The 26064-nt window shown below is 71.9% G+C and carries 21 protein-coding genes; 13 read left to right on the top strand and 8 right to left on the bottom strand.

Annotated elements, in window-relative coordinates:
• Nucleotides 1-117: 117 nt before the first annotated feature.
• The 7 genes from ACIRPT_RS19830 (at nucleotide 118) to ACIRPT_RS19860 (ending at nucleotide 10065) form a co-directional block, all read left to right on the top strand.
• The gene (locus tag ACIRPT_RS19830; protein ID WP_403828592.1) at nucleotides 118-3066 is read left to right on the top strand and encodes an EAL domain-containing protein; all 2949 of its coding nucleotides are present in this window, start codon (nucleotides 118-120) and stop codon (nucleotides 3064-3066) included.
• 208 nt (nucleotides 3067-3274) lie between these two features.
• Nucleotides 3275-5146: an acetolactate synthase large subunit gene (locus ACIRPT_RS19835; RefSeq protein ID WP_403828594.1), complete on the top strand. Its 1872-nt coding sequence runs from the start codon at nucleotides 3275-3277 to the stop codon at nucleotides 5144-5146.
• A 41-nt stretch (nucleotides 5147-5187) separates the two neighbouring features.
• Complete coding sequence (gene ilvN / locus ACIRPT_RS19840) at nucleotides 5188-5712, top strand: acetolactate synthase small subunit (RefSeq protein WP_400069946.1); 525 nt, start codon at nucleotides 5188-5190, stop codon at nucleotides 5710-5712.
• Between the two features lie 104 nt (nucleotides 5713-5816).
• Nucleotides 5817-6818 carry a ketol-acid reductoisomerase gene (ilvC, locus tag ACIRPT_RS19845; RefSeq protein ID WP_403828597.1) on the top strand — a complete coding sequence of 334 codons (1002 nt, stop codon included), beginning with the start codon at nucleotides 5817-5819 and terminating at the stop codon, nucleotides 6816-6818.
• 281 nt (nucleotides 6819-7099) lie between these two features.
• Nucleotides 7100-8689, top strand: a complete 1590-nt coding sequence (gene serA, locus ACIRPT_RS19850) for a phosphoglycerate dehydrogenase (protein WP_403502000.1) — start codon at nucleotides 7100-7102, stop codon at nucleotides 8687-8689.
• Nucleotides 8690-8994: 305 nt separating this feature from the next.
• Nucleotides 8995-9378, top strand: coding sequence for a PRC-barrel domain-containing protein (locus tag ACIRPT_RS19855; RefSeq protein WP_403828599.1), 384 nt, complete (start codon nucleotides 8995-8997; stop codon nucleotides 9376-9378).
• Between the two features lie 90 nt (nucleotides 9379-9468).
• A complete protein-coding gene (locus ACIRPT_RS19860) occupies nucleotides 9469-10065 on the top strand; it encodes a TetR/AcrR family transcriptional regulator (RefSeq protein WP_403828601.1) in 597 nt (198 codons plus the stop codon).
• Nucleotides 10066-10076: 11 nt separating this feature from the next.
• Here ACIRPT_RS19860 and ACIRPT_RS19865 read toward each other — a convergent pair whose 3' ends face one another.
• Both ACIRPT_RS19865 and ACIRPT_RS19870 read right to left on the bottom strand, forming a co-directional pair.
• Complete coding sequence (locus ACIRPT_RS19865) at nucleotides 10077-10715, bottom strand: LysE family translocator (protein ID WP_403828603.1); 639 nt, start codon at nucleotides 10713-10715, stop codon at nucleotides 10077-10079.
• A gap of 87 nt (nucleotides 10716-10802) precedes the next feature.
• A complete protein-coding gene (locus tag ACIRPT_RS19870) occupies nucleotides 10803-12224 on the bottom strand; it encodes a helix-turn-helix domain-containing protein (RefSeq protein WP_403828605.1) in 1422 nt (473 codons plus the stop codon).
• Between the two features lie 234 nt (nucleotides 12225-12458).
• On the opposite strand from ACIRPT_RS19870, the gene ACIRPT_RS19875 reads away from it, so the two are divergent.
• Both ACIRPT_RS19875 and pruA read left to right on the top strand, forming a co-directional pair.
• A complete protein-coding gene (locus ACIRPT_RS19875; protein WP_403828607.1) occupies nucleotides 12459-13385 on the top strand; it encodes a proline dehydrogenase family protein in 927 nt (308 codons plus the stop codon).
• Nucleotides 13386-13637: 252 nt separating this feature from the next.
• Nucleotides 13638-15269 (top strand): L-glutamate gamma-semialdehyde dehydrogenase, encoded by a 1632-nt coding sequence (gene pruA, locus ACIRPT_RS19880; protein WP_403828609.1) that lies wholly within the window; start codon nucleotides 13638-13640, stop codon nucleotides 15267-15269.
• Nucleotides 15270-15332: 63 nt separating this feature from the next.
• On the opposite strand, the gene ACIRPT_RS19885 is transcribed toward pruA, so the two are convergent.
• From ACIRPT_RS19885 to ACIRPT_RS19900, 4 genes are all read right to left on the bottom strand, one after another.
• Nucleotides 15333-15965 (bottom strand): Uma2 family endonuclease, encoded by a 633-nt coding sequence (locus tag ACIRPT_RS19885; protein ID WP_403828611.1) that lies wholly within the window; start codon nucleotides 15963-15965, stop codon nucleotides 15333-15335.
• 71 nt (nucleotides 15966-16036) lie between these two features.
• Entirely contained in the window at nucleotides 16037-17215 is a 1179-nt protein-coding gene (locus ACIRPT_RS19890) for a lysophospholipid acyltransferase family protein (protein WP_403828657.1), read from the bottom strand.
• 266 nt (nucleotides 17216-17481) lie between these two features.
• Nucleotides 17482-18342 (bottom strand): phosphatidate cytidylyltransferase, encoded by an 861-nt coding sequence (locus ACIRPT_RS19895; RefSeq protein ID WP_403828659.1) that lies wholly within the window; start codon nucleotides 18340-18342, stop codon nucleotides 17482-17484.
• Nucleotides 18343-18377: 35 nt separating this feature from the next.
• Complete coding sequence (locus ACIRPT_RS19900; protein ID WP_403502023.1) at nucleotides 18378-18974, bottom strand: phosphatidate cytidylyltransferase; 597 nt, start codon at nucleotides 18972-18974, stop codon at nucleotides 18378-18380.
• A gap of 339 nt (nucleotides 18975-19313) precedes the next feature.
• Between ACIRPT_RS19900 and ACIRPT_RS19905 the strand changes: the two genes are divergently transcribed.
• Entirely contained in the window at nucleotides 19314-19445 is a 132-nt protein-coding gene (locus ACIRPT_RS19905) for a hypothetical protein (protein WP_403502025.1), read from the top strand.
• Nucleotides 19446-19521: 76 nt separating this feature from the next.
• Here the strand turns inward: ACIRPT_RS19905 and ACIRPT_RS19910 are convergent, their stop codons facing one another.
• On the bottom strand, nucleotides 19522-21117 hold the full coding sequence (locus ACIRPT_RS19910; protein WP_403828613.1) for a purple acid phosphatase family protein: 1596 nt from the start codon (nucleotides 21115-21117) through the stop codon (nucleotides 19522-19524).
• Nucleotides 21118-21246: 129 nt separating this feature from the next.
• Between ACIRPT_RS19910 and ACIRPT_RS19915 the strand changes: the two genes are divergently transcribed.
• Nucleotides 21247-22287, top strand: a complete 1041-nt coding sequence (locus tag ACIRPT_RS19915; RefSeq protein ID WP_403502031.1) for a 3-isopropylmalate dehydrogenase — start codon at nucleotides 21247-21249, stop codon at nucleotides 22285-22287.
• Nucleotides 22288-22586: 299 nt separating this feature from the next.
• Nucleotides 22587-23690 carry a branched-chain amino acid aminotransferase gene (locus ACIRPT_RS19920; protein WP_403828615.1) on the top strand — a complete coding sequence of 368 codons (1104 nt, stop codon included), beginning with the start codon at nucleotides 22587-22589 and terminating at the stop codon, nucleotides 23688-23690.
• A gap of 74 nt (nucleotides 23691-23764) precedes the next feature.
• On the opposite strand, the gene ACIRPT_RS19925 is transcribed toward ACIRPT_RS19920, so the two are convergent.
• Nucleotides 23765-25225: a cytosine permease gene (locus tag ACIRPT_RS19925; protein WP_403828617.1), complete on the bottom strand. Its 1461-nt coding sequence runs from the start codon at nucleotides 25223-25225 to the stop codon at nucleotides 23765-23767.
• Between the two features lie 328 nt (nucleotides 25226-25553).
• Between ACIRPT_RS19925 and ureA the strand changes: the two genes are divergently transcribed.
• A partial coding sequence (ureA, locus tag ACIRPT_RS19930; RefSeq protein WP_403828619.1) for an urease subunit gamma occupies nucleotides 25554-26064 on the top strand: 511 nt, incomplete at its 3' end.

A 26064-nucleotide genomic window follows, 5' to 3' on the forward strand; every position in this document is an offset into this window, starting at 1 on the left:
GTACGGCCAATGGGCGAATCGCGAGACGCGCGATCCACGAGCGCCCGAGGGGATAGCGCTGGACCTCAAGGTGCGCCGATCGCGACGTCGTCGCGCACGGGCGAGCGGGAGAGCGCGGTGAGCGCCCCGGGGGCGGTGCTCTCCCGGCCGCCGGCCCCCGCCGGCAGCCCGCCGAGCGTGGTACCGCAAGTCACCCTGGCCGTGGTCTGCGGCGGCTATGCCATCGGTGCGGCCCTGGGCTGGGGTTCGCATGAAGTCGCGCTGTTCATGGGGGACTTCGGGCTCAGTGTCGCCGCCCTGCTGGCGGCCGTCTCCTGCGGACTGTACGCCCACCGGCACCGCGGCAGCCGCTTCCGGCCGGCCTGGATGCTGTTCGCCGCCTCCTCCGGGATGGCCGGCGTCGGCAACGGCGTATGGGGCTGGTACGAAGTCGTCCTGCGGGCCCCGGTGCCCAGCCCCTCCCTCGCCGACTTCTGCTTCCTGCTGTTCGCGCCGCCGGCCATCGTCGGCCTGCTGGTGCTCGCCAAGCGGCCGGTCACCAGGGCCGGTTGGGTCTGCCTCGGCCTGGACGCCTGGCTGATCGCCGGCTCCCTGCTCACCCTCTCCTGGAGCCTCGCGCTCGCCCACACCGCGCATTTCCAGGGCACCAGCGTCGCGCAGAGCGCCCTCTCGCTCGCCTATCCGCTGCTGGACATCGTGCTGGTGAGCATGGTGCTCGCGCTGCACTTCCGGCGCTCCTCGGTGCACCGCTCCGCGGTCAACACCGCCATCGCGGCGCTGGCGCTGACGGTGCTGTGCGACGCCCTGTTCAGCTCGCCGCTGCTGCGCGACCACTACCGGTCCGGCCAGATCCTGGACGCCGGCTGGTTCGCCGGTTCGATACTGCTCGCCTATGCGCCATGGGTCGCGCGCCGTACGGCCGGGGCCGCCGCCGACGACCCCCAGTGCGCCGCCGACGACTTCCAGCGCGCCGCGCGCCGCGCCCAGCCGCCCGGCAGCCGGCCCATCGCCGGCTCCCTCGCCGCCCTGACCCCGTACCTCGCCGCCGCCGTGTGCACCCTGGGCATCCTCACCAACGTCCTGGACGGGCGGCGGATCGACCGTGTGGTGCTCTTCACCGGCTGCACGGTCGTCCTGGCGCTGGTCGTCCGCCAGGGCATCATGCTGCTCGACAACATCACCCTCACCCAGGAGCTGGCCCAGAAGGAGAACCACTTCCGCTCCCTGGTCCAGGGCTCCAGTGACGTCATCATGATCGCCGCCCCGACCGGCGTGCTGCGCTATGTGAGCCCCGCCGCGGCGGGCGTGTACGGCCGCGACGCGGAGGAGCTGGTCGGCTCCGAGCTGGCCTCGCTGATCCACCCCGAGGATCTGGGGCGGGTGGTGCACGAGGTGCGCAGGTTCCTCGCCGCCGCCCCGGAGAAGGAGCCGACCACCCGCATCGAATGCCGCTTCCGGGCCGGCGCGCAGCGCTCCGGCGGCGACGGCTGGCTGAACGTGGAATCCACGGTCAACCGCCATCACGGCGGCCTGATCTTCAACTCCCGCGATGTCACCGAACGCGTCCGGCTGCAGGCCCAGCTCCAGCACAACGCCTCGCACGACGCGCTCACGGACCTGCCCAACCGCGCGCTGTTCACCGAACGCGTCAGCAAGGCCGTCACCGGCCGCCGCGCCAGCGACCACGACACCGCCGTGCTCTACATCGACCTGGACGGCTTCAAACAGGTCAACGACACCATCGGCCATCAGGCGGGCGACGAACTGCTGGTACAGGCCGCCCGCAGGCTCGGCGAATCGGTGCGCTCGGGCGACATAGCGGCGCGGCTGGGCGGCGACGAGTTCGCCGCGCTGATCACGGGCGAGGGCACCCGCGACCGCGCGAAGCGCGAATTCCGCGTCCATGAAATCGCCGACCGGCTGCGCATCAAGCTCTCCGAGCCGTACCGCATCGACGGCCGCGACGTCCGCGTCGCGGCCAGCATCGGCGTCGCCTTCGCCGACCCGGGCATCACCCCGGCCGCCCTGCTGCGCAACGCCGACATGGCGATGTACCGCGCCAAGCAGGCGGGCAAGGGCCGCGTCGAGATGTACGCCCCGCAGATGCAGGCCGAGGTCGTGCAGCGGGCCGAGCTCGCCGGCAAGCTCCGTACGGCGCTGCACGACGGCGAGTTCACGCTGCTGCACCAGCCCGTGGTGGAACTGACCAGCGGCAAGGTCACCGCGATCGCCGCGCACGCCCGCTGGCGCTCCGCCGAGGGCATCTTGTTCACCCCCGCCGAGTTCCTCCGGGTCGGCGACCGCGGCCGGCGCACGGAGGACGGCGAGCGCGCCGCGGAGCTGAGCCGCTGGCAGCTGGCCGCGGCCCTGGAGCAGGCCGCGGCGCGGCACCGCGCGGGCCACACCGCCCCCGTCGCCATCCGGCTCTCGGCCCGCCGACTGCTCGGCGGTGAACGCAACGGGACGCCCCCCAAGACCATCGAGGCGCTGCTCGACCGGCACGGCCTGCCCCCGGGCTCGATCGTCCTGGAATTGGCCGAAAACGACCCCCGTATCCCCTTGGACGAGCTGGAGCGCCGCCTGGTGGCGCTGCGCCGGCTGGGCGTGCGGATCGCGCTGGACGGCTTCGGCAGCGGTTACGCCGCCATGAGCGCGCTGCGCCGGCTGCCCATCGACGTCGTGCGGCTGGACCGCGGACTGGTCGACGGCGTGGTGGAGTCCCCTCGGCTGCACAAGATCACCTCCGGGCTGCTGCGGATCGCCGCCGATCTCGGGATGCAGTCCGTCGCGGACGGCGTCGATCTGCCCGAGCAGGTCCTGGCGCTGCGCTCCATGGGCTGCACCCACGGCATGGGGCTGGCCTTCGCCGGGCCGGTGGACGAACTGCGGCTGCGGCGCGCCCTGAGTCGCGGCAGTTACCCGGTGCCCGAACCCGCGGGAGAGGGCCGCGCGGTGGTGCTCACCGGCAGCGGAGTGCCCGCCCGGCGGGGCGCCGCGACGGGTCCGGATTCGCTCGGGCATCCGCCATTGCGCTCAAATAGTGAGACCTCTGTCCCACCCACTTGACACTCGGTGCACGGCGGGGGGAGGGTCAGTGTCATGCGCACCCGAATTCTCGTACTTGGAAAGCGCGTCGGCTGAAGCCAGGGCCCGATGATGCCCAGCGAACCGCTCCGACGCGCTCCCCTCGCTTGCCACTAGGCACGGGGGGTTTTTTGTTGCACAGCTACCTCACAAATCCCGTCAAAACCCTCAGCTTCGAGAAGAGACGCAGATGACCGAGCAGGCCTCCGGGGCCCACCATCCGCAGCCGCGGGCCCGTAACGCCGGCGGACCGCAGAAGCCCGCCACCGTCGAGCACGTCACGGGCGCGCAGTCCCTCATCCGTTCGCTCGAGGAGGTCGGGGCCGACACCGTGTTCGGCATTCCCGGCGGTGCGATCCTGCCTGCGTACGACCCGATGATGGACTCCTCGAAGGTCCGGCACATCCTGGTGCGCCACGAGCAGGGCGCCGGACACGCTGCCACGGGATACGCCCAGGCCACCGGCAAGGTCGGCGTGTGCATGGCGACCTCGGGGCCGGGTGCCACCAACCTCGTCACCCCGATCGCCGACGCCCACATGGACTCCGTCCCGCTGGTCGCGATCACCGGTCAGGTCGCGTCCAAGGCGATCGGTACGGACGCCTTCCAGGAAGCGGACATCTGCGGCATCACGATGCCGATCACCAAGCACAACTTCCTGGTCACCGACCCGGCCGAGATCCCCCGGACGATCGCCGAGGCGTTCCACATCGCCTCCACCGGCCGCCCCGGCCCGGTCCTCGTCGACATCGCCAAGGACGCCCTCCAGGCGCGGACCACCTTCGTCTGGCCGCCGCACACCGAGCTGCCCGGCTACCGCCCGGTGACCAAGCCGCACGCCAAGCAGATCCGCGAGGCCGCCCGGCTGATCGCCGAGTCCAAGCGCCCGGTGCTCTACGTCGGCGGCGGCGTGCTCAAGGCCGGCGCCACCGCCGAGCTGAAGGTCCTCGCCGAGCTGACCGGCGCGCCCGTCACCACCACCCTGATGGCGCTGGGCGCCTTCCCCGACAGCCACCCCCAGCACGTCGGCATGCCCGGCATGCACGGCGCGGTCACCGCCGTCACCGCGCTGCAGAAGTCGGACCTGCTGATCACCCTCGGCGCCCGCTTCGACGACCGCGTCACCGGCAAGCTCGACTCCTTCGCGCCGTACGCCAAGGTCGTGCACGCGGACATCGACCCGGCCGAGATCGGCAAGAACCGCGCCGCGGACGTGCCGATCGTCGGCGACGCCCGCGAGGTCATCGCCGATCTGATCGTCGCCGTCCAGGCCGAGTACGAGGCCGGCCACAAGGGCGACTACACCGCCTGGTGGAAGGACCTCAACCGCTGGCGCGACACCTACCCGCTGGGCTACGACCAGCCGGAGGACGGCAGCCTCTCCCCGCAGCAGGTCATCGAGCGGATCGGGCAGCTCGCCCCGGCCGACACCATCTACGCCGCGGGCGTCGGCCAGCACCAGATGTGGGCCGCCCACTTCATCAACTACGAGCAGCCCGCCACCTGGCTGAACTCCGGCGGCGCCGGGACCATGGGCTACGCCGTGCCCGCCGCGATGGGCGCCAAGGCCGGCGAGCCGGGCCGTACGGTCTGGGCGATCGACGGCGACGGCTGCTTCCAGATGACCAATCAGGAACTGGTCACCTGCGCGCTGAACAACATCCCGATCAAGGTCGCGATCATCAACAACGGCGCGCTGGGCATGGTCCGCCAGTGGCAGACCCTGTTCTACAACCAGCGCTACTCCAACACCGTGCTGCACAGCGGCCCCGAGTCCGACGGCGTCGCGGCCGAGGGCAAGGCCAGCGGCGGCACCCGCGTCCCGGACTTCGTGAAGCTGTCCGAGGCGATGGGCTGTGTCGCGATGCGCTGCGAGGACCCGGCCGAGCTGGACGCGGTCATCGCCAAGGCCAACGCGATCAACGACCGCCCGGTCGTCGTGGACTTCATCGTCCACGAGGATGCCCAGGTGTGGCCGATGGTCGCCGCCGGCACCTCCAACGACGAGGTCATGGCCGCCCGGGGCGTGCGTCCCGACTTCGGCGACAACGAAGACGACTGAGCCCAGGACGTCACGGACGCACGGAAGAAGAGAGAAGACGAATGTCCAAGCACACGCTCTCCGTCCTGGTGGAGAACACCCCCGGCATCCTGGCCCGGATCGCCGCGCTGTTCTCCCGCCGCGGCTTCAACATCGACTCCCTCGCGGTCGGTGTCACCGAGCACCCCGACATCTCCCGCATCACCATCGTGGTCAGCGTCGAGTCGCTGCCGCTGGAGCAGGTCACCAAGCAGCTCAACAAGCTCGTCAACGTCCTGAAGATCGTCGAGCTGGAGCCGGGCACCGCGGTCCAGCGCGAGCTGGTCCTGGTCAAGGTCCGCGCGGACAACGAGACCCGCTCGCAGATCACCGAGATCGTCCAGCTCTTCCGCGCCAAGACCGTGGACGTCTCCCCGGAGGCCGTCACGATCGAGGCCACCGGGTCCAGTGACAAGCTGGAGGCGATGCTCAAGATGCTGGAGCCGTTCGGCATCAAGGAGCTGGTGCAGTCCGGCACGATCGCCATAGGCCGTGGCGCCCGCTCCATCACGGACCGCTCGCTGCGCGCCCTGGACCGTACGGCCTGACCTCGCTGCGGTTCACCCGGACCGCATGGCGAGACCCCCCAACCTTCCCCACCCCGCCCGACATACTGTGTGGGCAACCAGCTACATCCAAGGAGATACCCCAAGTGGCCGAGCTGTTCTACGACGACGATGCCGACCTGTCCATCATCCAGAACCGCAAGGTCGCGGTCATCGGCTACGGAAGCCAGGGCCACGCCCACGCGCTGTCCCTGCGTGACTCCGGCGTCGACGTGCGGGTCGGTCTGCACGAGGGCTCCAAGTCCAAGGCCAAGGCCGAGGAGCAGGGCCTGCGCGTGGTGACGCCCGCCGAGGCGGCCACCGAGGCCGACGTCATCATGATCCTGGTGCCGGACCCGATCCAGGCCAAGGTCTACGAGGAGTCCATCAAGGACAACCTCAACGACGGCGACGCGCTGTTCTTCGGTCACGGCCTGAACATCCGCTACGGCTTCATCAAGCCCCCGGCCGGCGTCGACGTCGCCCTGGTGGCCCCCAAGGGCCCCGGCCACCTCGTGCGCCGCCAGTACGAGGAAGGCCGCGGCGTGCCGTGCATCGCCGGCGTCGAGCAGGACGCGTCCGGCAACGCCTTCGCGCTGGCCCTCTCCTACGCCAAGGGCATCGGCGGCACCCGCGCCGGCGTCATCAAGACCACCTTCACCGAGGAGACCGAGACCGACCTGTTCGGCGAGCAGGCCGTGCTGTGCGGTGGCGCCTCCGCGCTGGTCAAGGCCGGCTTCGAGACCCTGGTCGAGGCGGGCTACCAGCCCGAGATCGCGTACTTCGAGTGCCTCCACGAGCTCAAGCTGATCGTGGACCTGATGTACGAGGGCGGCCTGGAGAAGATGCGCTGGTCGGTCTCCGAGACCGCCGAGTGGGGCGACTACGTCACCGGTCCCCGCATCATCACCGACGCCACCAAGGCCGAGATGAAGAAGGTCCTCGCCGAGATCCAGGACGGCACCTTCGCCAACACCTGGATCGCGGAGTACAACGCCGGTCTGCCGAAGTACAACGAGTACAAGAAGGCCGACGAGGACCACCTCCTGGAGACCACCGGCAAGAAGCTGCGCAAGCTGATGAGCTGGGTCGACGACAACGAGGCGTAAGCCCATGGGACAGGGGGTCGCGGCGCAGGCCGCGGCCCCCTCGTCCATACCGGTGCGGCCCGTGCGTCCAGGCGGCGGCGCCGCATTGTCCACCGCGTAGAACCCCGCACGGGTGATCCTTCCGTAGTGGCGCAGGCCGCGTGCCCCCGCGCCACTACACTCAAACCCAACAAGCGCGTCAGGCTCACAACGTCGTGCGTCTTCCACGCGGCTTTCCCCCTTCACCGCCTTCGGCCGTCGGGACGGCCGTCCGCGAAGGACTAGTGAGGACTGAAGACCACGTGAGCTCGAAACCCGTCGTACTCATCGCCGAAGAGCTGTCGCCCGCCACCGTCGACGCCCTCGGGCCCGACTTCGAGATCCGGCACTGCAACGGCGCGGACCGCGCCGAGCTGCTGCCCGCCATCGCCGATGTCGACGCCATCCTCGTGCGCAGCGCGACGAAGGTTGACGCCGAGGCCATCGCCGCCGCCAGGAAGCTGAAGGTCGTCGCCCGCGCGGGCGTGGGCCTGGACAACGTCGATGTCTCCGCCGCCACCAAGGCCGGCGTGATGGTCGTCAACGCCCCGACCTCCAACATCGTCACCGCCGCCGAGCTGGCCTGCGGTCTGCTGGTCGCCACCGCGCGCAACATCCCGCAGGCCAACACCGCCCTGAAGAACGGCGAGTGGAAGCGCAGCAAGTACACCGGCGTCGAGCTCAGCGAGAAGACCCTCGGCGTGGTCGGCCTCGGCCGGATCGGCGTCCTGGTCGCCCAGCGGATGTCGGCCTTCGGCATGAAGGTCGTCGCCTACGACCCCTACGTCCAGCCGGCCCGCGCCGCGCAGATGGGCGTCAAGCTCCTCACCCTCGACGAGCTGCTGGAGGTCGCGGACTTCATCACCGTCCACCTCCCCAAGACGCCCGAGACGGTCGGTCTGATCGGCGACGACGCGCTGCACAAGGTCAAGCCGTCGGTCCGGATCGTCAACGCCGCGCGCGGCGGGATCGTGGACGAGGCCGCGCTGGCCACCGCGCTCAAGGAGGGCCGGGTCGCCGGCGCGGGCCTGGACGTGTACGCGACGGAGCCCTGCACCGACTCGCCGCTCTTCGAGTTCGACCAGGTCGTCGCCACTCCGCACCTCGGTGCGTCGACGGGCGAGGCGCAGGAGAAGGCCGGTATCTCGGTCGCCAAGTCGGTGCGCCTGGCGCTCGCCGGTGAGCTGGTGCCGGACGCGGTCAACGTCCAGGGCGGCGTGATCGCCGAGGACGTCAAGCCGGGGCTGCCGCTGGCCGAGCGCCTGGGCCGGATCTTCACCGCGCTGGCCGGCGAGGTCGCCCTCCGCCTCGACGTCGAGGTCTACGGCGAGATCACCCAGCACGATGTCAAGGTGCTCGAACTCTCCGCGCTCAAGGGCGTGTTCGAGGACGTCGTGGATGAGACGGTGTCGTACGTCAACGCCCCGCTGTTCGCGCAGGAGCGCGGCGTCGAGGTGCGGCTGACGACCAGCAGCGAGTCGCCCGAGCACCGCAATGTGGTGACGGTGCGCGGCACGCTCGCGGGCGGCGACGAGGTGTCGATCTCCGGCACGCTCGCCGGCAACAAGAACATCCAGAAGATCGTCGCGGTCGGGGAGCACTCCGTCGACCTGGCGCTCGCCGACCACATGGCGTTCCTGCGCTACAGCGACCGCCCCGGCGTCGTCGGCACCGTCGGCAAGATCCTCGGCGAGGCGGGCATCAACATCGGCAACATGCAGGTTGCGCGGGAGACCGTCGGCGGCGAGGCGCTGGTCGCGCTGACCGTCGACGACACGATTCCGGCCACCGTGCTCGCCGAGATCGAGCAGGAGATCGGCGCCACCTCCGTGCGCGCGGTCAACCTCGGCTGATTCCTCGGTCTTCGCAGCTCACCGGGCCCGGCCCTCGCTTCGGCGGGGGCCGGGCCCGGTTGCGTGAAAGGGCGGCGCCGGGGCCGGGGCGCGCCGTCCGCGCTGTCCGGATGCTTACGCCCTTCACTCGAACGGCGTAGCCAGGGCGTGCCCGGCCCTGCGCGCGGGCGGGGCGTCAGCGGCGTCCCGGCGGCTCCGGGCCCGGTGATTGCCGCTCCTCCCGAGTCGCTGCGCGGGTCCTCGCGGCGCGCAATGGGAAGTGCGCGGGCCCATGGCGGCGCGTGCTGGGAAGGAGAGGAGACGCCATGAACGCACCGCAGGGCGACACCCCTCAGGATCTGACCGGCCTGACCGTGGTCGATACGGAGGGCTCCAAGGTGGGCACCGTCCAGCAGGTCTACCGGGACGACGCCACCAATGCCCCCGAGTGGATCACCGTGCGCACCGGGCTGTTCGGGATGCGGGAGACCTTCGTGCCGCTTGCCGGGGCGCGGCGGGCGGGCGGCGAGCTGCATGTTCCGTACGCCAAGGAGGCGATCAAGAAGGCGCCGCGGATCGACACCGACGGCCATCTCGACCCCTCCGAGGAGGCGGAGCTCTACCGCCACTACGGGACCGGCCGGCCGGGCGACCCCGCTCCCGCACCCGGCCCGGACCCGTCCCGGACGGAGCCCACCGACCGGCCCTGAGCCGCACGGCACGCCCGCCCGACCGGCGGCATACGTCCGTATAAGACGCTCGTCTGGTACGGGCGTATGGCGCGGCGGTAGGCTGCCCGCATGGGACACCGCGAAGATCTTCTGGAAGGCGCCAAACGGTGCCTGCTGGAGAAGGGGTACGCGCGCACCACGGCACGCGACATCGTGGCCGCATCCGGCGCCAACCTCGCCTCCATCGGATACCACTACGGCTCCAAGGACGCGCTGATGCGCCAGGCCGTCATCGCCTCCAGCGAGGAGTGGGGCGCGGGGGTGGGGGAGGTGCCCGGCGACGTCGACAGGACGGCGGAGCCGCTGGAACGGTTCGCCGCCGTCTGGGAGAAGGTCCTGCAACGCATCGGTACGGAGCCGGAGTTCATCGCCTCGCAGGTCGAGGTGCTGGGGCTGCTGCCGCGGGACGAGGGGCTGCGCGAGGCGATCGGCCAGGTGCTTCCGGAGGGCGGCGAGGGGCTCGTCGCGATCTTCGAAGGGGTGCCGGACACCGAGGTCGACGCGGAGTCGGCCCGGGTGGTCGGCTCGTTCTACCAGGCGCTGCTCACCGGCCTCATGGTGCAGTCGCTGGTCCGGCCGGACGCGATGCCGTCCGGCCGCGATCTGGCGGAGGCGCTGCGCAGGGTGACGTCGGGCGAGGTGCTGGGGCCTGGGGGCGAGGGGTAGCGCCGGCGCCGTCAGTCCTTGCGGCCGGTCGCGGCGACGGTGACGCCGAGGCCGATCATCGCGAGCCCACCGGCGCCACCGACCAGGGACAGCCGCCGGGGCGAGCGGGCGAACCAGTTCCGTGCGGTGGCCGCGGCCAGTCCCCACACGGTGTCGGAGACCACCGCGATGACGTTGAAGACCAGCCCGAGCACCAGCATCTGCGCCGCGCTGTCGCCCTGGCCGCGGTCGACGAACTGCGGCAGCACGGCGGCGAAGAACACGATGGTCTTGGGGTTGGCCACGCCGACCGCGAACCCCTCCCACAGCGTGCGCAGGCCGCCCTGCGCCGCCTTGCCGGTGGTGAACGCCGCCTGGAACGAGCGGCGTTGCCGCCATGCCTTGACGCCGAGGTATACGAGGTAGGCGGCGCCGGCCAGTTTCAGCGCCGTGAAGACGACGACGGAGCGTTCCACGACGGCCCCGACCCCCAGGGCCACGGCGACGACGAGCACATAGGCGCCCATGGTGTTGCCCGCGACGGTGGTCAGCGCGGCGCGGCGCCCCTGCGCCAGCGCCCGGCCGACGACGAAGAGCACGCTGGGCCCGGGGATGACGATCAGCAGGAACGACATGGCCGCGAAGGCGAGCAAACGGTCGGCAGACACCATGGCAGCCATGGAAGCACGTGCGGGGCATGCTCCTCAGCCCCTTTTTCCCGCAGGGACCGGGCCGCAGGGGACCCGGCCGTCGGGGGCTCAGAGCCGCGCCGCCTTGAGCGCCATGTGCAGCAGCAGCCGGTCCTGGCCCTCGTCCAGGTCGAGGCCGGTCAGCTTCTTCACCCGGCCCAGGCGGTAGTAGAGCGTCTGACGGTGGATGCCCAGGACCTGGGCGGTGCGGCCGGCCTGGCCCGCGCAGTCCAGGAACGCCTCGGCGGTGCGGGCGAGTTCGGTGTGCGCGGGGGCCAGCAGCGTGTCGACGGACGGGTCCGGGCCGACGGTGGGCAGCGCGGTCAGCAGGCGGTACGCGCCGATCGTGTCCCACTGGGTGACGGGACCCAGTCGCGGCTCGGCGCGGGCCGCGCGGGCCGCGTCCAGAGCCTGCTGCCAGGCGGCCGGGAGATCGGCCAACTCCGTTGTCCCGGTGCCGATTCCGGCGGCCCGCGGCCGGGGCGCCGCGGTGCGGCCGGCGGCCCCGCTGCCCTTGCCGGCCGGTGCGGCGCCCGCGCGCGGCGAGCGCAGCAGCTGCTCGGCCACCGTATGGGCCGGGGCGAGCGAGCCGGGCGAGCGCAGGCGTACCAGGGCGGCCAGTGCGGGGACGGGGGATACGGGGTGCGGGCGGGTGGGGGATACAGGGTGCGGGCGGGTGGGGGATACGGGGTGCGGGCGGGTGGGGGACAGGGGGTGGTGAGGGCGGCCGGTGCCGCCGTTCTTGCCGGCGGGGTCGGGGGCGTGGCCGGCCGGGGCCTGGCCGGTCCTCGGTGTCTCGGCGGTGGCCGGCAGACCGGTGCCCGCGGGCAGTGCGCAGGCCGCGAGTAGCCCCGGCAGGCTGGGCATCGGCGCGGCGCCGGCGTCCGTGGTGTCCCAGGGCAGCACCGCCACCAGGGTGAGCGGCGACCCCGGCGGGAAGCGGAGGGTGTCCCGCAGCGCCTCGCGCAGCGCCGCCTCGGCGGCCCCTGGCGCGCCGGGCCCGGAGGTCAGCAACTCCCTCAGCAGGTCGGACAGTTCGGACCCGGCGCGGGCCTCGTCCGCCAGCAGGGCGCCGATCCGGGCAGCGGTCTCCATCGCCTGCGCGATCCGCGGGTCCGGGGGCGCGCCGCGGCCGCCGAGCTCCAGATCGGTCAGATGCCCGTCGTCCAGCAGCCAGACATAGCCGTGCACGATGCCGCCATGGCGTACCGGCAGACAGATCCGGCCGCGGAAGACCCCGGCCGCCGGGTCCGGCGGAATGCGCAGCGCGGTGGTCGCCCGCGCGATGCCGAACGCCTCGAACCAGGCCCGTACGGCCGCCGACGACCGGCGCTGGAGGATCGAACGGGTCCGTACCGGGTCCATGACCTCATCGTCGTCCCCCTCGTGCGCCCCGAACGCGATCAGCCCGAAATCCCGGTCCTCCAGCGTCGCCGGCGCGCCGAGCGCCGCCGAGATCTCGTCCACGAGCTGCTGGTAGTCGCCCCGCATCCGCCGTCTGGCCCCTTTCCCGTCCGTGCCCCGTGCCGTCTTCGTGCGCCCCGTGTCAGCACCATTCTCATACATCTGTCTGAGATCCTGACCACGAAGGCGTGACAGCTGTCGATGGCCGGAAGATGGCGAGATCCTTAAGTTTCAGGTGGCTCGTCTTGCCGCTGCGCCGCCGATACGGCGGACGCGTGGAGGCGGCGCAGCAGTTGTCATCCTGAACCGTGGAGGTGCCCCATGCTGGGTCCCGTGCTTCTCGCCGCAGCGCGCAGCGACAGCATCCGCCGCATCGTCGCGGCCGCTCCGGTCACCCGCCCTGTGGTGGACCGCTTCATCGCAGGCGAGCGGCTGGCCGAGTCCATGACGGTCGTACGGTCGCTGGCCGCGCGCGGTCTGGAGGTCACCCTGGACTTCCTGGGCGAGGACATCACCGATCCGGCCGAGGCGCTGCGCACCCGCGACGCCTACCTCCAGCTGGCCGGGGCGCTCAAGGAGCAGGGGCTCGGCACCAAGGCCGAGATGTCCGTCAAGCTCTCCGCTTTCGGCCAGGCGCTGCCCGGTGGCCACGAGCTGGCGCTGAAGAACGTCACGCCGGTGGTCGAGGCCGCCGCCGAGGCCGGGACGACGGTGACCCTCGACATGGAGGACCACACCACCGTCGACTCCACCCTCGCCATCCTCGCCGAGCTGCGCGAGCGCTTCCCCCAGACGGGTGCGGTGGTGCAGTCGTACCTCTTCCGTACCGAGGACGACTGCCACGCCCTGGCCGGGGAAGGCTCCCGGGTGCGGCTGGTCAAGGGCGCGTACAAGGAGCCCGCGACCGTCGCCTTCCAGGACAAACGAGAGGTCGACAAGGCGTATGTCCGCTGTCTGAAGATCCTGATGGCCGGGCAGGGCTACCCCATGATCGGGTCGCACGACCCGCGGATGGTCGCCATCGGCCAGGAGCTGGCGCACCGCAACGGCCGTAAGCCCGGTGACTTCGAATTCCAGATGCTCTACGGCATCCGCGAGGCCGAGCAGCAGCGGCTGGTCGCCGAGGGCCACCGGATGCGGGTCTACATCCCCTACGGCACCGACTGGTACGGCTACTTCATGCGCCGTCTGGCCGAGCGCCCCGCGAACCTCGGGTTCTTCCTGCGGTCGCTCGCCACGCGGGGCTGACCGCCCCGTAACGGCGGATTCGGGTGGATGCTGGAATCCCGGGCCGCACCGCCGGCCCGCGCACCCACCGTTACGCCACGCAGGGCCCGCACCTCACGCAGGTCCCGCACCTCACGCAAGACCCCGACGTCACGCAAGACCTCGTACGTCGCGCAAGACCCCGTACACCCGCAGGACCCCGTACACCCTGTACTCACCGTACGCATACCGACGATCGCTACCGCGAACGACAGCGAAGGAGACACGGCCGCCATGGACGCTGTGACCCAGGTCCCCGTGCCGGTTAACGAGCCGGTTCACACCTACGCCCCCGGCAGCGCGGAGCGCAGCCGCCTGGAAGCCAAGCTCAAGGAGCTGGCCGACAACCCGATCGAACTGCCGATGTCCATCGGCGGCGAGCGGCGGATGGGTGGCGGCGAGCGCTTCGACGTCGTACAGCCCCACAACCACGCCGCCCGGCTCGGTACCTACGCCAACGCCACGGTCCAGGACGCCCAGGACGCGGTGGACGCCGCGCTGGCCGCCGCCCCCGCCTGGCGCGCGATGTCCTTCGACGACCGCGCCGCGATCATCCTCCGGGCCGCCGAGCTGCTCTCCGGCCCCTGGCGCGAGACGCTGGCCGCCGCCACCATGCTCGGCCAGTCCAAGACCGCCCAGCAGGCCGAGATCGACACCCCCTGCGAGCTGATCGACTTCTGGCGCTTCAACGTGCACTTCGCGCGCCAGATCCTCGCCGAGCAGCCCCCCGCGAACTCCCCCGGCGTCTGGAACCGCTCCGACCACCGCCCCCTCGAGGGCTTCGTCTACGCGATCACGCCCTTCAACTTCACCGCGATCGCCGGCAACCTCCCGACCGCCCCCGCCCTCATGGGCAACGTCGTCGTCTGGAAGCCGTCCCCGACCCAGACCTACGCCGCCGTGCTGCTGATGCAGCTGCTGGAGGAGGCCGGGCTGCCCAAGGGCGTCATCAACCTCGTCACCGGTGACGGCAAGGACCTCTCCGAGGTGGCCCTGACCCACCCCGACCTGGCGGGCATCCACTTCACCGGTTCGACCAAGACCTTCCAGTACCTGTGGAAGACGGTCGGCACCAACATCGAGAACTACAAGACCTACCCGCGCCTCGTCGGCGAGACCGGCGGCAAGGACTTCATCGTCGCCCACCCGACCGCCGACCGCGCGGTCCTCAAGACCGCCATGACCCGCGGCGCCTTCGAGTTCCAGGGCCAGAAGTGTTCCGCCGCCTCCCGCGCCTACGTCCCGGCCTCCCTGTGGAACGCCGGTCTCAAGGAGGAGTTCGCCGCCGAGGTCGAGTCCCTCACCATGGGTGACGTCCGCGACCTGGCCAACTTCATGGGCGCCGTCATCGACGACCGCTCCTTCGCCAAGAACAAGGCCGCCATCGACCGCGCCAAGGCCGACCCGACCATCGAGGTCGTGGCCGGCGGTTCGTACGACGACAGCGAGGGCTACTTCGTCCGCCCGACGGTCCTGGTCTCCACCGACCCGGAGAACGAGATCTTCAAGGACGAGTACTTCGGCCCGATCCTGGGTGTGTACGTCTACGACGACGCCGACTACGACGCGATGCTCGAGCAGATGGAGTCCGCCTCGGCCTACGGCCTGACCGGCTGCGTCATCGCCCAGGACCGCGCCGCGGCCGCCGCCACCTGCGAAAAGCTCCGCTTCGCGGCCGGCAACTTCTACATCAACGACAAGCCCACCGGCGCCGTCGTCGGCCAGCAGCCCTTCGGCGGCGGCCGCGCCTCCGGCACCAACGACAAGGCGGGCGCCAAGCAGAACCTGATGCGGTGGACGTCCACCCGCTCCATCAAGGAGACGCTGGTACCGCCGACGGACTACCGGTACCCGCACATGGGCTGATGCCCGTCCGTTCGTGACGGTGGCCCGGCACCCGTGGGGGGTGCCGGGCCACCGGCGTCCGGGTCAGCGCGCGGTGCGGGGCGGGCCGGTGATGGACCCGCCGATGGTGAAGCCCTTGGCGGGGCCTTCGGGAACTGTCACATCGCTACCGAAGCGCACGCGGTTCTCGACGGCGTAGATCGCTTCGTCGGGGCAGGGGGCGGTCAGCACGCTGACGGTGCCCTGGTGGTCGTAGTCGTCGATGAGCACGTAGACAGGGATGCCGGCACGCGCATAGGCGCGACGCTTGCGGACGCGGTCGCGTTCCATGTTCTCGCGGCCGGGGGAGACCACCTCGGCGATCAGCTCCACGGCGGCGGCCTTGATGCCGAGGCCGTCGTCGGTCACCCCCGCCGGGCCGTCCTCCAGGGCGATGACGCCATCGGGAAACCAGACCCTGCGGCCGTGGATGACGTTCATGCAGCCGTAGGCGGCATAGCCGCCGCCGTCCAGGAAAGCGTCCATGGCGTTGCGCATACGGTTGGCGGCCTTCGCGTGCACATAGTGACCCACACGCCAGACGTCGATGCGGCCGGATCCCTCACCGGTCTCAATGATCTCGGCGCGGCATCCCTCGGGGAGTTCCATGGCTGTCCACGCTTGCCACAGGGCCTCGTTCAGACGACGGTCGAGCATGGCCTCGGCGATGGTGGTCATGTCGTCACGTTAGGGCCGTGCCGCACGGGCCTGCCTGCGCTGCGGTGGCGCTCCACCGGTTCGTACGACCATCAGCTCCACCCGTTGACGATCACCCCCAGCCCCACCGCGAACCCGCTCCCCAGCAGCCCGAGGTACACCGGATACCTGCGCCGCCACGGACGGGCCGCCGCGCCCAGGGCGGCGAACGCGAGGCCGATCGTCAGGGTGCGGCTGCCGCGGGCCTCGGCGGAGGCCAGGAGCCAGTCGGGGGCGGGGATGTGGGCGCGGCCCGCTCCGGCGGCGTAGACCTTGTACGGGATGCCGTCCCATGGCTGGTGGCGGACGGCCGAGGCGCCCTCGTCCGCGAGCTGGCGGGTGACCTCGGCGCGCATCCGGTCCGTCGTGAGCGGGGCGGGCAAGTGGGCGCCGGAGGCGGCGAGTTGGAGGGCGAGCAGGCCGCCCGCGAGGCTGCCGGCCAGGGCGGCGAGGGACAGGCGCAGCCCGGCGCGGGGCGCGGCCACGCAGGCGAGGGCCAGGAAGAGTTCCGGCATCAGCGGCCAGCTCAGCGCCTCGGCGAAGGCCCAGGCGAAGGCGAGCGGCAGGCCCCACCGGGAGGCGACGAGGGAGGCGGTGCGGCGGCGGATCCGGGAATCGGGGAGGGCGGAGGCCGCCGCGCCGGCCGTCAGGGAACGGACGGCGTCGCGGGCCGTGGCGGGGGCGACCGGGCCGTACAGGGGCGCGCCGATGTGGACGCGGACGAGGGTGCGGCGGAGCCTGCCGTGCTTGGGGAGCAGGCGGTCGGTGCCCGCGAGGCCCACCGGGACGACGGGGACGCCGGCCCGCTCGGCCAGGAGCAGGGCGCCGCGGCGGAAGTCACCGACCTCGCCGTCGCGGCCGCGGGTGCCCTCGGGGAAGAGGACCACGGCGCGGCCGGCCCGCAGCGCGTCGGCCATGCCCAGCAGGTCGTCGAGGCCGCCTCCGGTGCGCCGTACGGGGAAGCCCGCGGCGAGGCGGCGGCAGACGCGGCGGCGCCAGGCGGTGGCGAACCAGTAGTCGGCGGCCGCACCGATCAGCGGGGCGTGCCGGGCGTCGAGGGCGGCGAGCAGGGCCGCGGTGTCGGCGTGGGAGGAGTGGTTGGCGACGACCACGCAGCCGCCGCGGGGGAGTTGGCCCCGGCGGGCGATGCCGCCGGTGAGGGTGAGGACGAGGCACCAGAGCGCGCGGCGCAGCCAGGCGGCCGTGGTGGACGGGAGCTGCACCCGGGGCAGTTGCGGGACGGGAGCGAGCCGGAGGGGGGCGGGTCGGCCGCCTCCCAGGAGGTGGCGGCGCAGCGGCCGGCGGGGGCGGAGGGGGCGCCGGATGCGGCGGGCGCGCAGCGGATGGCGGCGGGCGTGCGGGGCCGACGGGCGTCGGCGGCCGACGCGGCGCCGCCGGCCCGCAACGGAGTCCGCGGGGCGCAGCCGGGCGCCGCCACGGGCGGCGGCCCGCGCCGCGGTGCGGCAGGCGCGGCCGGTCTTCGGCTCACGGTCGGTTCTCACAGCGTCACCACCATCGCCAGCGGCACCGCCACCAGCAGCGAGTCGATACGGTCCAGCAGCCCGCCGAAGCCCGGCAGCCAGCTCCCGGCGTCCTTCACCCCGGCCTCCCGCTTGACCATGGATTCGAGCAGGTCGCCCAGGACGCAGCCGGTCAGCACCGCGGCCCACAGCCAGGGCGTGAACGCCCCGACGGCCGCCAGCGCACCGGCCGTCGCCACCGCCGCGCCGAGCACCCCGGCCCAGGTCTTGTGGGGGGAGAGCGGCGACAGCGGGCGGGCCAGCGCGCCGCGCCGCCCCAGGGCCGTACCGCCGCACCAGGCGCCCACATCGCCGAGCGCGACCGCGACGCCCACCGCGACGGCGGTGCCGCCGAGCAGCACGAGGCCGGTGAGGGCGACCGGGATCCAGAGCAGACCGAAGAGGGCGCGCGCGGCGCGGGCCGCGCCCGCAGTGTGATCGCCGGTCAGCAGCGCGGGCAGCGTGGCGGCGAGCAGCAGCACCGTCATCAGCCGGGCATCGAGCCACTGCGGGCGCAGCCAGGCGAGCAGCGGCAGCGCGACGGCCGCGGCGGCGAGCACATGGCGCTCGGCGCCGGCCGTGCCGCCGGGAGCCATCCGTACGTACTCGCCGGCGGCTATCAGGCCGAGGCCCGCCGCCAGGACCGCCGCGCCCGCCTCGCCGAAGAACAGCGAGCCCAGGAAGACCGGGGCGGCCAGCGCCCAGGTGCGCCAGCGGCGGCGCAGCTCGCGGCGCATCCGTACCCGGGCGGGCAGCGCTGCGACGGCCACGCCGCCCAGTCCCAGGACCCCGCCGACCACCGGCGCGACCCGCCCGACGGCCTCGCCGCCGGTCAGCAGGAGGCCCCCGGCGCCGCCGGGTCCCACGAGCGCGCTCACCGGGCCACCTCGGCCCGGGTGTCGTCCAACTCCCGCCACAGCCACGCCAGTCGGAGCAGCGCCGTCAGGGCCGAGCCGGCCGCCAGGACGACCAGGACCGGCACCGCCCAGCCCGTCGCGGCGGCCACCGCCGCGAGCAGACAGCGCTCCGTTTTGCCGACCGGGCCGCCGTTACGGCGTGGCGCCCCGGCCGCGGCGCCCGCCAGCGCCACCCAGGAGGGCAGCGTCGCGGCCAGCGCGGCGACGGCCACCAGCCACAGCGGGGCGAGCGCCAGGAAGCCGGCGATGACCAGGAGGTCGGCGGCGCGGTCACCGAGTTCGTTGAGGACGGAGCCGCGCCGGGTGCAGCGGCCGGTGTCGCGGGCCAGCGCGCCGTCGAGGTTGGCGAAGGCCAGCCGGGCGGCCAGCAGGGCCGTGACGGGGAGGGCGGCGAGCGGGGCCGGCAGCCAGGCGAGGGCCGCGCCGGCGCCCGCCGCGGCGAGGACGCCGGCGGCGGTGAGCGCGTCGGGCGAGACCTCCCGGCGGGCCAGCGCGCCGCGGATGCCGCCGAGCCGGGCCGCGTACCAGGGCTTGAGTGCGTACAGGCCGTTCATGGGGCCACTCTCGCCGTGCAACCGTCGGCCGCGGGACGGTGTTCGTACTCATGTGCGGTACTCAAACGGCGTAAACGGCGGGTGAGTACCCCTCACCGCAAGGCCACGCAGTGGCATCCGTCTCAGATAGTAGGAAGCCAAAGTAATTGTGCAGACATCACGGCCGAGCTGTCCTAGCTTTGTAGAAGCCGAACGTATCGCTCCATCGAGCGAGGCGGATGCGGCCCGGCGCGCCGGTGCAGGTGACCCCTGCCGCGCCGCGGCCCCCGCCCCTTCCGGCCGTGTCTGCATCGACGCACCCCTCAAGCTCTCGGGGCTTTGGCATTGGAGACGTGAATCATGGCCGAGACCGCCGTCCGCAGGACCCGTCACTCCGCCCGTACGACCAACGAAGCCGACCGCCGGGCCGCCGCGGCCGCCCTCCAGCGGGCGCTCGACCGCCGCGACAACGGCGGCGCCACGGGGCACTGATGCCCCACGGGGCAGCGATGCCCCGAGCGCGCCCCCCACGGCGCGCCCAGGGCACGGTCGCTGCCCGCGGCGCTGCCTAGCGCGTCACCTCGAAGTGGTCCACGCGCTCGCCCGACTCGGCGAGCGCGGTGACCTTCATCCGGGGGCGGTGCCCCGGCTCGACCTCGACCGCGAGGAACGAGAAGCCGGTGTAGCGCACCCGCGACCACTCCACGGTGTCCACGGCCTTGGCGCGGTCCTTGGTCCAGTGGTACGTCTTCACCTCGTCGAGGTCCTTGACGTGGCCCTCGTAGCTGTCCGGCACGGGGAAGTCGTACAGCGCCTTGCCCGCGCCGCCCGCGGTGACGTAGACGATGCCCTCGCGCGAGGAGTCCACCCGCTCGCCGATCGGCAGCTTCTTGCTGACCCGGCCGCCCTTGATGGCGTCGGTGCGCTCATAGACGTGGTTGTGGCCGTTGACGACCAGATCCACCTGGTGCTTCTCGAAGAGCGGCAGCCAGGCGTCGCGCACCCCGCCGTCCGAAGCGTGCGAGTTGGTGGTGGAGAAGGCGCAGTGGTGGAAGAAGACGACGATGAAGTCGATCCCGTCCATGGCGCGCAGCTCGCCCAGGCGACGGTCCAGCCAGCGGGTCTGCTTGCCGCCGGTGTAGCCCTGGTTGGCCGGGATCTCGTACGAGACGTCATTGGCGTCGAGGGCGACGACGCCGACGTTGGAATAGGTGAAGGAGTAGACGCCGGGCGCGTTCTCGGCGTCCGGGCCGGTGCCGGGCAGCGTCCAGCGGGCGTTCTGGCCGCCGTAGCCATTGGGGGAGTACCAGGCCTCCATGTCGTGGTTGCCGGTCGTCACCATCCACGGCACGCTCTTGGCCACGGACTCGGTCTGGGCCAGGAACTGGTCCCAGACGCGCGCGTCATAGGTGTCGTGCTCGGAGCCCTGGCCGTCCGGGTCGGCGTAGCAGATGTCGCCGGCGTGCAGGTGGAAGGACGGGTCCTGCCCCAGGATCAGCTGGTCGTTGGCGAGCGCGTGGTAGCTGACGCCCTGGTCGCCGAAGGCGGTGAAGACGAACTTCTGGGCGCGGGCCGGAGCGGTGCGGAAGGTGCCGACGGTGCCGAAGTGCCGCGGGTCGGCCGGGTCGAAGCCGTCGTGGCCGACACCGTAGTAGTACGTCGTGCCCGGCCGCAGCCCGTCGAGCGCCGCGTGCAGGTAGTACTGGTCGACGGCCGGCAGCTTCGAGGAGAGCGAGGGGGTGTGCAGATCGCGCACCTCGGCCTCGATCTTGCGCCCCAGGTCCCACGGCTTGAGTCCCACCCGCAGATACGGCCGCTTGACCGCGAACGGCACCTGCCAGGCCACCCGCATCTGGGTCTTGGGGTCGGCGCCGAAAGCCAGGTGGCGGCCGAAGGGGGCGACCAGCGAACCGTCGACGACGGCGGTGGCGCCCGATGTCAGCAGGCTGGGGGAGACGGCCTGGGCCGAACCGGACAGCAGACCGGAGGCCGCGATCGCGCCCGCGCCGGCGGCCGAGGTCCGCAGCAGACCGCGCCGGGTCAGCTTCGTACGGAGGTATTCATGCTGCTCGGGCATGCTCATCCGGGCCGCGAGCCGCTCCGGTATACCGACGCGGGGGAGGTGCGAGGGCTGGGGGCCGGCCCCCGGGGAAGGTGCAGTCATGCCGTTGAATTTCGCAGCGCCCGTCGACCAGAGTGGGGCGTGGGGATGAACGGCAGCTGACCGGCTTCCCATGTGTCCGTATGACGGACGTTACGTGTCAAACAATGGGACGGAGAGTAGGGTCCAGGCATGTCTCGCAGCATTCGCCTCGCAGTGATCCCCGGTGACGGTATCGGCCAGGAAGTTGTGGCCCAGGGCCTGAAGGTCCTGACCTCGGTACTCCCGCAGGACGTCAAGCTGGAAACCAAGGAGTACGACCTCGGGGCCAAGCGCTGGCACGAGACCGGCGACACGCTCCCGGACGCGGAGCTGGAGTCGCTCAAGCAGCACGACGCGATCCTGCTCGGCGCGATCGGCGACCCGTCGGTGCCCTCCGGCGTGCTCGAGCGCGGTCTGCTGCTCAAGCTCCGCTTCGCCTTCGACCACTACGTCAACCTGCGTCCCTCGAAGCTGTTCCCGAACACCGCGACGCCGCTCGCCGGACGCCCCGAGATCGACTTCGTCGTGGTCCGCGAGGGCACCGAGGGCCCGTACACCGGCAACGGCGGCTCCCTGCGCACCGGCACCCCCGCCGAGGTCGCCACCGAGGTCAGCCTCAACACCGCCTACGGCGTGGAGCGCGTGGTCCGGGACGCCTACGAGCGCGCCAACGCCCGCCCCCGCAAGAAGCTGACGCTCGTTCACAAGAACAACGTCCTGGTCTACGCCGGCCACATGTGGAAGAACATCTTCGACCGCGTCGGCAAGGAATACCCCGAGGTCACCACCGACTATCTGCACGTCGACGCGGCGACGATCTTCTTCGTCACCCAGCCCGAGCGGTTCGACGTGATCGTCACCGACAACCTCTTCGGCGACATCCTCACCGACCTCGCCGCGGCCGTCACCGGCGGCATCGGCCTGGCCGCCTCCGGGAACATCAACCCGACCGGCGAGTTCCCCTCGATGTTCGAGCCGGTGCACGGCTCCGCGCCGGACATCGCGGGCACGGGCAAGGCCGACCCGACGGCGACGATCCTCTCCGTCTCCCTGCTGCTGCGCCACCTCGGCTACGAGAGCGAGGCCGCCCGCATCGAGGAGACCGTCGCGGCCGACCTGGAGGCCCGGGACGGCACCGCCCGCAGCACGGACGAGATCGGCGACGCCCTCGCCGCGCGAGTAGCGGGCTGAGGCCCTCAGCAGCGCAATCAGGCAGTACGGACAGCGCCGGGCCCCACGGGGTTCCGGCGCTGTCCGCATTCCGGTCGCCGTCCCGCCCTGTGCTACCGCCGGGTTGGATGCGACCATCGGACCCGGAGACCGCGCACACGTGCACGGCGGCGGACACCCCCGAGCGATAATCGGACGCGGGGCCGCCGTCCGCGAGGAAACTCGGACGTCCCAGTAACGACCGGTACGTCAAGAGAACCGCCGTACGCAGCCGCCACCAACCGCACCGGTGCGGAACACGCAGTGAAGGACACGCATTCATGACGACGCCCACGATCGAGCTCAAGCCCTCCGCGCACCCGCTGCCCCAGGCGGAGCGGGAGAAGATCCTGGCCGCCCCCGGCTTCGGCCGCCACTTCACCGACCACATGGTGACGATCAAGTGGACCGAGGGCCGCGGCTGGCACGACGGCCAGCTCGTGCCGTACGGCCCGCTCGCCCTCGACCCGGCGACCAACGTCCTGCACTACGCGCAGGAGATCTTCGAGGGCCTCAAGGCCTACCGCCAGCCCGACGGCTCCGTCGCCACCTTCCGCCCCGACGCCAACGCCCGGCGCTTCCAGGCCTCCGCCCGTCGGCTGGCCATGCCGGAGCTGCCCGTCGAGACCTTCATCGAGGCCTGCGACCTGCTCGTCCAGCAGGACAAGGACTGGGTGCCCGCGCACGGCGGCGAGGAGTCGCTCTACCTCCGCCCGTTCATGATCGCGACCGAGGTCGGCCTGGGTGTGAAGCCCGCCAACGAGTACCTCTTCGTCGTCATCGCCTCGCCCGCCGGCGCGTACTTCGCCGGTGGCGTCAAGCCGGTCTCCATCTGGCTGTCCGAGGACCGGGTGCGCGCCGTCCCCGGCGGCATGGGCGACGCCAAGACCGGCGGCAACTACGCCGCGTCGCTGCTCGCCCAGGCCGAGGCCGCGGCGCACGGCTGCGACCAGGTCGCCTACCTCGACGCCGTGGAGCACAAGTGGGTCGAGGAGCTCGGCGGCATGAACCTCTACTTCGTCTACGAAGATGCCGCCGACGGCGTCAAGATCGTCACCCCGACGCTCACCGGCTCCCTCCTCGCCGGAGTCACCCGTGACTCCCTGCTGTCCGTCGCCCGCGACCTGGGCTACGCGTCACAGGAGGCGCGGGTCTCCATCGACCAGTGGCGGGCCGACACGGAGAACGGCACGCTCACCGAGGTCTTCGCCTGCGGCACCGCCGCCGTGATCACCCCGGTCGGCACGGTCAAGAGCGCGGGCGGCGAGTGGACCCAGTCCGGCGGCGAGCCCGGCAAGGTCACCCTGAAGCTGCGCGAGACGCTCCTGGACATCCAGCGGGGCATCGCCGGGGACGAGCACGGCTGGATGCACCCCCTCGGCTGAGCCGCGCCCGCCCGCACGACTGAGGCCGCCCCCGACGCGATGTCGGGGGCGGCCTCAGTCGTGCGGGCGTCGGCTCAGCCGGCCGCGGGTGCCTTCACGGGTGCCTCGGCGGCGGCCGCCGCGGCCGCGGCGGCGGGGCGGAGCGCCGGGACCGGGCGCGGCTGCCGGGCGACGAGAGCCAGGTAGGCCACGGCGGCCACGGCCGCGGCGAGCAGGAAGCTGCAGTCGATACCGCCCGTGTAGGCCAGGATCGGGCCGTTGTAGAAGGGCACGTCCACGGCCATCAGACCGACCGCGGAGCCGATCGCCCAGGCGATGGTGGCCTGGACGTTCCAGCCCGCCCGGAACCAGTACACGCCGCCGACCGTGCCGCGGTTGTAGACCTGGAGCGAATCCGGGTCGTAGGTGCCGCGGCAGCGCACGAAGCCGATCACGGTGATGACCGCCCACGGGGTGCCGATGGCGGTCATCAGGAGGACGAAGGACGTCATCGCGTCCTGCGCCTCCCACAGGAAGTGACCGGCGAAGACCAGCAGCGTCGAGACCGCGGCGACGACGGAGGTGGCCTGGGTGCGGGAGGCGCGCGGCAGGATGGCGTCCAGGTCCAGACCCATGCTGTAGAGCATCAGACCGGAGTTGCCGACCGACCCGGCCGAGGCGTTGACCAGCAGCAGCGCGAGGTACCAGAACGGCGCTCCGGCCACCAGCGGGCCCGCGTAGTCGTCGCCCGCGCCGACCGCGAGGGCGCTGAACGTACCGAAGAGCTGCGGCACCAGCAGGCCGAGCACCAGGCCGAGGTAGGTGGCCCCGAAGACCTTCTTCGAGCTGTGGCGGCGCGGGGAGATGTAGCGGCTGTAGTCGCCGAGCAGCGTGATGAAGGCGATCGGGCCGCTGAGACCGGCGGAGACGGCGGACAGCAGCCAGGTCTGCCAGTAGCCGCCGAGCGCGTACGGGACGCCGTGCACGGCGGCGGTGGTGAAGTGCGGCAGATACGCGATCACGCCGACCGCGAGCAGGACCGTCAGACCGATGGTGAGCACCTTGCTCAGCCGCAGCAGCACCTTGTAGCCGTAGATCGCGCCCACGGCGGTGGCGCCGGCCAGCAGCGCGTAGACGATGGCGTACGTGGCTCCGCCGGTCGGCAGGCCGATGAGGCGGTGCAGCGCGCCGACCATCGCGTCGCCGCCGACCCACAGGGTCAGCGCGGTGTAGCCGAGCGAGAGCAGCAGACCGATGACCGAGCCGATGAGCCGGCCGCGGACGCCGAAGAAGGCGCCGCTGCTGGTGGACAGGTTCGTCGCGCTGCGCAGCGAGACGAGCGCGAGCGGTGCGGTCAGGACGGCACCGACGAGGGTGCCGGCCGCGAGGGAACTGATCGAACCCCAGAAGTCGAGCCCGAAGGAGACCGGGAGCCAGCCGAAGATCACCACGCCGAGGGCGAGGTTCGAGCCGAGCAGGATGGAAATGAGGTCTCGAGGTCCGCTGGTGCGTTCCTCGTCCGGGATCGTGTCGACTCCGCGTTGTTCGATCGGCATGAGGCTCCCCTGAGAGGCCGGAACAGTCTGATTTCTGTGCTCGGTGGCTGCTTTGTGCAGTACTCCATGAGCGGCGCACGCCCGGGGGTTACGGGCGATATCTGATGGTTGTCTTCGCGATCACTGTGGTGGTGATCCCAGTGGTGCCCTGGCCGGTGATCGATCTGTGGATCTTTGAGTGACGTTCTATGCGGCTCACCGAACGCCTGCGACTTAGAGCAGCGCTCAATGTGACTCATGAACCCGCTCCAGGTCAATGCTTTCTTCTTGACTTTCTGCGAGTTAGAGTGGTGCTCTAATCAAGTCATCGAGCTGGAGGTGCGACGGGATGCGGCTGACCCCCACGGAACGCGACCGGCTGCTGCTCTTCAATGCGGCACAGCTGGCGCGCGCACGCCGCGACCGCGGACTGAAGCTGAACGTGCCCGAGGCGACCGCGTTGATCGCGGACACAGTCTGCGAGGCGGCGCGGGACGGGCGCCGCCTCGCTCAGGCCATCGAGGCGGGCCGCAGCGTGCTGGGCCCGGACGATGTGCTGCCGGGCGTGGCCGATGTGGTCGGCGATGTGATGGTCGAGGCCGTCTTCGACGACGGCTCCCGCCTCGCGGTGGTCACCGACCCCATCCGCGGCGGCGCCCCCGAGGGTGAGCCCGCCGGCGACGCGGACGAGACCGCGGTACCCGGCGCGGTGCTCCCCGGCCCCGCCGACCCCGAGCCCGTACCCGCGGTGACGCTGAGCGTGCACAACACCGCGAGCGTGCCGATCAGCGTGACCTCGCACTTCCACTTCTTCGAGGCCAATCCCCGGCTGGACTTCGACCGCGGCGCGGCCTACGGCA

It is taken from the genome of Streptomyces sp. NPDC101227, assembly GCF_044767545.1.
Taxonomy (GTDB): domain Bacteria; phylum Actinomycetota; class Actinomycetes; order Streptomycetales; family Streptomycetaceae; genus Streptomyces.

Bases quoted from the DNA above. Each gene is read 5' to 3' on its own strand.
- ACIRPT_RS19915 (WP_403502031.1), top strand. From the start codon at position 21,247: ATGTCTCGCAGCATTCGCCTCGCAGTGATCCCCGGTGACGGTATCGGC.
- ACIRPT_RS19885 (WP_403828611.1), bottom strand. From the start codon at position 15,965: ATGACCACCATCGCCGAGGCCATGCTCGACCGTCGTCTGAACGAGGCC.
- ilvN (WP_400069946.1), top strand. From the start codon at position 5,188: ATGTCCAAGCACACGCTCTCCGTCCTGGTGGAGAACACCCCCGGCATC.
- ACIRPT_RS19875 (WP_403828607.1), top strand. From the start codon at position 12,459: ATGCTGGGTCCCGTGCTTCTCGCCGCAGCGCGCAGCGACAGCATCCGC.
- ACIRPT_RS19860 (WP_403828601.1), top strand. From the start codon at position 9,469: ATGGGACACCGCGAAGATCTTCTGGAAGGCGCCAAACGGTGCCTGCTG.
- ACIRPT_RS19900 (WP_403502023.1), bottom strand. From the start codon at position 18,974: ATGAACGGCCTGTACGCACTCAAGCCCTGGTACGCGGCCCGGCTCGGC.
- ACIRPT_RS19855 (WP_403828599.1), top strand. From the start codon at position 8,995: ATGAACGCACCGCAGGGCGACACCCCTCAGGATCTGACCGGCCTGACC.
- ACIRPT_RS19870 (WP_403828605.1), bottom strand. From the start codon at position 12,224: ATGCGGGGCGACTACCAGCAGCTCGTGGACGAGATCTCGGCGGCGCTC.
- ACIRPT_RS19925 (WP_403828617.1), bottom strand. From the start codon at position 25,225: ATGCCGATCGAACAACGCGGAGTCGACACGATCCCGGACGAGGAACGC.
- ACIRPT_RS19865 (WP_403828603.1), bottom strand. From the start codon at position 10,715: ATGGTGTCTGCCGACCGTTTGCTCGCCTTCGCGGCCATGTCGTTCCTG.
- ACIRPT_RS19905 (WP_403502025.1), top strand. From the start codon at position 19,314: ATGGCCGAGACCGCCGTCCGCAGGACCCGTCACTCCGCCCGTACGACC.
- ACIRPT_RS19920 (WP_403828615.1), top strand. From the start codon at position 22,587: ATGACGACGCCCACGATCGAGCTCAAGCCCTCCGCGCACCCGCTGCCC.
- ACIRPT_RS19910 (WP_403828613.1), bottom strand. From the start codon at position 21,117: ATGACTGCACCTTCCCCGGGGGCCGGCCCCCAGCCCTCGCACCTCCCC.
- pruA (WP_403828609.1), top strand. From the start codon at position 13,638: ATGGACGCTGTGACCCAGGTCCCCGTGCCGGTTAACGAGCCGGTTCAC.
- ACIRPT_RS19835 (WP_403828594.1), top strand. From the start codon at position 3,275: ATGACCGAGCAGGCCTCCGGGGCCCACCATCCGCAGCCGCGGGCCCGT.